The following is a 3,596-nucleotide window of genomic DNA, read 5'->3' as shown; positions in this document are numbered from 1 at the left end:
ATTTTTCCAACCATCTAAATCAACAAAACTGCTTTTTATCCAGTGCCGCAAAAAACCTTAGGTGAGGCCTTTGCATAAATAGGAATGATTGGCAAAATCCAATTTTTGCCCAATGGGTGATTTCTTTAAACCTTGTCCTAGCAGGGCTAAGGCTGGGTTTAAAAAATCGCCAAGTGGGTGAAAAGTGGGTTTATGATGATTATTCCTATTTATGCAAAGGTCTCTAGGTATTTTACAAAAATAAACCCAGTTTTTGCCAAAACAAAAAAAATAGTGGCTATCACCGGCCATTTTCTCAAATTCCAAGCACAGGCCAGCCATTAAAACATTAATCTCATCACCAACTTGCCCTTTGAGTAGGTTTCTAGAGAGTCTAAAATCCGATTTAAAGGGTAGCGTCCCCAATATCCCCGATTGAACCTAGAGAAACAATAATACTGTTTCAATAACAAGAGAATCTGCAAATGAATTTTGTTGGATATTTTTCTAAGACATTTTGGGTGTTTTATGGTTGTTTTAGATGGGTGTTATTTTATCAGATTGGTGGTTTTTTGGTTGGGTTATGCAAAGGTCTCAAATAAAAGGGTAGCATCCCCTCATTATTTATATTCTGTCCCTAATGCAACGAACACTCAGACCGTAAGAACGTTGATAGTCTCCGATCGTCTTTTGACTACTGAAGTTATGGATACTAATCCGACGACTCTTGGACCTATTACCATCCTTCTCACTCAGAGCCTTCGAAGCATTGCGAACCCACAAGAAGGCACTTGTGTCTTTATTAGTAAAGCTATTAGGATTACCCGAAGAGCGACGACCAGCAGCTGGGATTTTTAAGAAGCCGGATGTGATGGTATTGAAATTGCCTTTAAGCTCTGCACTTAGCTCTGCCTCAGTTGGCACGCTAAAGCCTGCAGGGCAAATGTCATTTTTACCACCATCTGCCCAAGCGGCTACTCTAAGTGTACCACTATGATTATAAGGTGTACTATCAGCTGTAGTCCAATCCGATGTTCCGTAAATAAATTTACTACCTCCTAAAACAATATCACTTGATCGAGTTTGTGTGCCCAATGTAGATGATTCATGACCATCTTTTGCTCGTCCCCATTGATAGTGATCACCATAAGCAGCACTGTCATTACTTGAGGCAGCAACTTTTGTTGCGCCGAGATTTCTATCAAGCCAAACTCTGTGTGGTGGGTTAGGCGAGGTGACCAGTTGATATTCTAACCCTCTAAACATACCGCCTGTAAATGTTGGTATGTTACCTTCTACTTCTACCATTATTTTATTACTACGCTCGACCCAAGCAAGCGCGCCTAAGTCCATTGTGCTGCTGTCTTTAAAGGCTTTGCTGGCAATGGCAAAGTTGGTGAATTTTTGTTTGTTGCCCAGTGGCAGTTTGACCGTGAGTTTGCCATAACTTGTGGCATCTATGGTGTTGTTGTTTTCTTGACCAAACTCAAAGCTCACTGATGGGGTAAGCTCAATATCCACGCCCAAAATGTTACCCTTAATGTTTGGACCCGTTGTAGCGTCCCAGTGATAATAAGTGCCTTTGATTTTTGCCCAAGGTAGATAAGGGGCTTGACCGCTGAGCTTGACATCATAACCTGACATGGCTCTTTCCTGTTTCTGTAAACCGTTGACTAATTTTTTGTCTGAAAACACATGGTATTTATTGATATTGACACTAAAGTTAGCACGCTGGTATTCTAAACCAAGACTTAGGCGTTTGTGACTGGACTTGGACTCATAGTCGGTAAACACATTGATACCGGCGATGGCCATGTCGTCCTCTACCAATAGACGATGACCAATGCCTAAGTTAACTGTAGTACGGCGACTATCGGTACTTTTGCCAGAAGCGATGCTAGCTTGAATGAAAGTTAATGCTTTGCTGTTGGCATCAAGCTCAGATATCGGCTGAATGGTTCTGAGGCTGTAATTTAGTTTTTTTGAGCTCAGTCCACCAATACTTACCTCACTACGACCTGCACCAAATGCGTTTAAAAATGTATTGGCTTTGTTGTTCACAAAACCTTCGGTTTTGTTAATGGCTTGGTTTTTTAGTTGATTGCTAACGCCTTTGGTAATCTTATTACCCAGTTGGTCGGTATTGCCTGAGTTGGTAGAGCCTAGGGCAGTGCGCGCTGTGCCTGCGACTTCTTTGAGAAAAGCGGTGGCTTGGTTGTCTTTCTTGGTGGTATTGCTCTGCTTGTGTGTGTAAGGCTTGCTGAGGTCTAGATAGGCTTCTTTGCTAAGCTCTTTGTTAGGTTGCTCAGAATTATCAGCAGCAAAAGCATTAAAAGAGAATGTGATTAAAAGACTAAGCACAAGAAAGTGCTTGAATTTATTAAGACCACTCAGTGTTGAGGCTGGCGTTAATTGGGATTTTGTTGTGTTTATTTCCATGGACGATTAAGATTGTGTAATAAAATGTATGAAAATTATACCATTGCCTTTTATTTTGCACGAGTTTTTTTTGACTATCTCTAAAAACTCTGATGAATTTTTTTGCACCTACATTTAAGGGCACAATTACTACCCAATGCGGGGAAGTGTTGATCTGTTGTTTTTGATAAATCCAATACTTGAATAGTATGTGCTAGTGTAATAAGTCCAATGCGAGAAGTTAAAAGTTCGTTAGTTGTATCGAGACCTTTGCATAAATAGGGATGATTAGCAAAATCCAATTTTTGCCCAATTGGTGATTTCTTTAAGCCTTGTCCTAGCAGGGCTAAGGCTGGGTTTAAAAAATCGCCAAGTGGGTGAAAAGTGGGTTTCTGATGATTGTTCCTATTTATGCAAAGGTCTCGTATCAAGTTTATAATTTATAGTGTTCATGAATGCATAAAGTTTGGTTGGTTAATGAGGGGCTTGGTTGTCTTTGGTTTTCACCTAATAGGTGAAACTATTTTTTGGTTGAAATCATTATACCAGTTGGGGTTTGTGCGTTTTTTGGTTTTTATTTTTGGATTGGGGGGTTATGCAAAAATCTCATAGGGTATAATATTTCACAAATTATTAATAATATTATATTTACCATGATAAAGATGACACTAAATAAGCTTACAAACAACAACCTACATAACTTCAAGTTTTTTTTTACCTCCATTCTTTTGACGCTTTCTCTTAATGTTGGCTCGTCCGACACCCAAACATTCAGCAAAGACGCTTACCTAGACCTCAGCAAGCCTTACACATATAACTGGAACAACTCTCCAAACTACACCAAAAAAGACAATCAAGCCAACAAACTCCTCAAACAAGTCGGCACGACGATTGGCAGCGCCATAGGCTCTACCAACTCAGACAACGCCAGCCAACTTGGTAATAAAATTACCACCGGTATTAAAAGTCAACTTAAAAACCAAGCCATCAGCAATGTCGAAAGTCGCATTAACCAAAAAGCCAATGAATATGCCAATTCTTTCGGCAAGGGCAAAACAGAGATTTCTATTCGTAAAATCACCTCTAAAAACCCAGATTACAGCCTGAGAACCCTTCAACCATTGACCCCATTTGATGATGACGCTACTGAGCTTACCTTTGTCCAAGCTCAGCTTAGCTCTGGTGAGAATTTTGGCGAC

At 40.1% G+C, this 3,596-nt stretch carries 2 protein-coding genes; one reads left to right on the top strand and one right to left on the bottom strand.

Going from position 1 to position 3,596, the window contains the following annotated elements:
* Positions 1-603 precede the first annotated feature (603 nt).
* Positions 604-2,418: an inverse autotransporter beta domain-containing protein gene (locus BBROOKSOX_RS09535; RefSeq protein WP_139661409.1), complete on the bottom strand. Its 1,815-nt coding sequence runs from the start codon at positions 2,416-2,418 to the stop codon at positions 604-606.
* A 641-nt stretch (positions 2,419-3,059) separates the two neighbouring features.
* Here BBROOKSOX_RS09535 and BBROOKSOX_RS09530 point away from each other — a divergent pair.
* On the top strand, positions 3,060-3,596 hold a 537-nt coding region (locus tag BBROOKSOX_RS09530; RefSeq protein WP_139661405.1), incomplete at its 3' end, for an inverse autotransporter beta domain-containing protein.

The organism is bacterium endosymbiont of Bathymodiolus sp. 5 South, assembly GCF_900128535.1.
In the GTDB taxonomy this organism is placed as follows: Bacteria; Pseudomonadota; Gammaproteobacteria; order PS1; family Pseudothioglobaceae; genus Thiodubiliella.
This window is presented reverse-complemented; position numbering and strand designations above follow the sequence as displayed.